The sequence below is a fragment of the Candidatus Cloacimonadota bacterium genome (genome assembly GCA_020532355.1).
Taxonomy (GTDB): Bacteria; Cloacimonadota; Cloacimonadia; order Cloacimonadales; family Cloacimonadaceae; genus UBA5456.
Genome location: JAJBBD010000277.1, coordinates 1 through 2,699 on the forward strand (window position 1 = coordinate 1; position 2,699 = coordinate 2,699).

Sequence of the window (2,699 nt, forward strand, 5' to 3'; positions counted from 1 at the left end):
ATTTCCTGATACCATCTGTCTCTTGCTTTCAAGATAGAAAAACAAGCTCAGGTTGTCATTGTAATCATAGACATCATATCCTGTGCCCACTATGCGCTCAAAAATGGACGTATTCGAAGTCAAGCAATCAAAGTCGAACAAGATCACCATCTGGGCTGAATATGCGCACAATCGCTCTATTAGGGCGCAATGCCAATTGCTAAATTTGGAGTTTTGAAAATTTCTCAATTTACAAACCTGCTTAAAATAGCAAACACTTTAAGAGACCCCTGACATCCTCAACTAAATGCGTTAATGCATTTATCTCAGGTTGAGTATATGGAGGAAGAAGAGTAGCAGACTCGGAATCCAGTTTTGAGTGAACGATAGCACATCTAACTATATATATAGCATGGGCACGTACGTCATCAGGAACAATATCATGTGGCAATAGTTGCGTCGTTTTGCTATTAATATCTGCGTAGCTGTTTTTCCAGTAATCCCGGTCAACAAGGTTTTCAAGATCTCCTTTTGTAAAACTCCTGAATGAATATCCTGACTTCCCTACTACGAGTTTTAGTAGATTAAGTTCGTTCTTTGTGTCCTTACTGAAAAAGTGAAGAATCTCTCTTACGTCAGAATTAGAGATTTTTTCTTTTAGAAAAGGTGCAAAAAGCACCTCAAATGCTCTGTAAAACAGGAAAAAAGCTATTTCAGGATTATCAGCAATCTCAAGAGCCCCACTATATGCCCTGATAGCTTCCGACGGTACATTTGTTTTAGGAATGAGCAATTTGAAATCTGGTGACGACTCCCATGCTAGCGAGAAGTTGTTCGTGCGATAGGGGAATAGCCCATACTCGACAAGGCCATCACATATATATTCACTATCATCAAAGTATACAACAAAAGACCCAAAGCAGTTTAGCAACTCTGTCCACTCTAAAGATCCTTCATATCCTTCAATAAGTTGGAGCTTTGTCATCACGTAGAGAATTTCTTTATACTTGGATAAATCGATTTCTGATTCAGTTCTTCCCCCAGCGATATATATGTATGGTTGTTTAGTACAATCGCCAACTTCTAACTCGTGTATACCCACATCAATAGACTTGTTTTTAACTCTGAGTTGCTTAAAGAAAATTCTGTCTTTTTTATTCCTTACACCAAAAAAAAAGTTGTGATTTGCATCGTATTTATATTTGCGGCAATATGCTTCGAACTTTTCAATAGCCTTTGCATCGCTTTTCTCGGCTGGAAAAAAAACTGATTTGATATCTAACGAGTAAGACGCAGCAGTTGTAAACAAAGTTCCGTCGCAATCAATCTGATCTGTGCTAATCCCGACAATGGAGGCAATCACAGATTTTATATCTTCTATTAAAGCCACCTTAAATGCCTCCAGCCTTAAGCTTGAATCCAACAAGTACTAAAATCAGTTAATCCTTCAGATCTGAAGTACTCTTTGAAACCATCAAATACAAGTTTTCTGGTTTGTTCTCCAATGTTATCCTTTCTGGAAAAGCCAGATTGTATCTTATCATGCCTTACAATCTCTAGAGGATCTTCCTTGGAACTACTCAGTAGCTCAATGAGTTTTTCTTTTGCTGTTTCTAGGGCTGTAGGTTTGTACTCCAAACACCATCCATAAGCAGCTGCAATACCCAAGTGAAATGAATCTCTGGCTAGTATGGACACTCCTGATGGAACTTTAGAGCCATCCTCAGCGATTTTCTTTTCGGCGTATCTATTGCATAAAGCCTTATCAAATTTCAACAAAAATCCGATGTAATCAATATATTGAGTTGTTAGATCTTTTTTTGTATTGGACTGCTCTAAAGAGTCACCATAGTTGGCAAGGACGTCAATTTGGTTTAACTCGGCTATAACTTCGTTCCTCACGTCAATATTGGGGGATTTTTGCACAAATGCCTGGAATGATTGTGCGATTACTGCAAAACTGTAATGACCATATCTTGATCTTCTAGTTGCATCTTTTTGTCTAATAATCTTGATTTTATCGCCGTATGTGCTTTCCAAACTTATACATAACGGCCTGCTAACAACCTCTAATTGGTGCTTAAGACTCATTGGCTTCTGCCCTGCGTTAAGAAGAATCATTCTATATGTCAAAGCAGCTAGCGATATGTCAGGCCAAATCTCGACCCGCAATATGAGATTTCCAAACGATGCTAATTCATCATCTTGCAGATTATCCCTTACTTGCTTAATAGCATTGGTTCTCTGAAGACCATCTATAATAAACACGTTCTCAGAATCAATATTCCCGATTAACTGAATAAACTGTTCAGCAAAAACAGCATCAGTACCAGCCTCAGACAACATCTCGTTCATTTTTAGACCCAGTACCAAGGGAGGGATTATACATCCCCTTTTTAAGTCTTCCCTAAGTCTGTCGTATGGTTTAAACCCTTTAATAACTTGTCTTTGGATATCTAAATTAGATTCAGCACCATCAACTAACTCCATATATTCATTTACAGTCATTTCAACTAGAATGCTTTGTGCATTAATTCTTCTGTCAGTGAGTCTACTAATTACTTTCATCTCTTCTCCTTTATTGAGTTCTGGTAATAGCCTGATCGTAGTACATCAGCAGTTTGGGATCTTCTTCCAGCAGCTTGTTTGGAATGCGTTTTGCCACCAGGATGATGGTCTCATAATCCCGGTTTTGCCAGCAGTATTTGAATCCCGCTCGC

3 protein-coding genes are annotated in these 2,699 nt (G+C 38.4%); all 3 read right to left on the reverse strand.

What is annotated here, in order from left to right:
- Nucleotides 1-228: hypothetical protein (locus LHW48_09650; protein MCB5260715.1), on the reverse strand; the 228-nt coding region annotated here is incomplete at its 3' end.
- Nucleotides 229-241: 13 nt separating this feature from the next.
- Nucleotides 242-1,369: a hypothetical protein gene (locus LHW48_09655; GenBank protein ID MCB5260716.1), complete on the reverse strand. Its 1,128-nt coding sequence runs from the start codon at nt 1,367-1,369 to the stop codon at nt 242-244.
- Between the two features lie 17 nt (nt 1,370-1,386).
- Nucleotides 1,387-2,547: a hypothetical protein gene (locus LHW48_09660; protein MCB5260717.1), complete on the reverse strand. Its 1,161-nt coding sequence runs from the start codon at nt 2,545-2,547 to the stop codon at nt 1,387-1,389.
- Between the last annotated feature and the right edge of the window lie 152 nt (nt 2,548-2,699).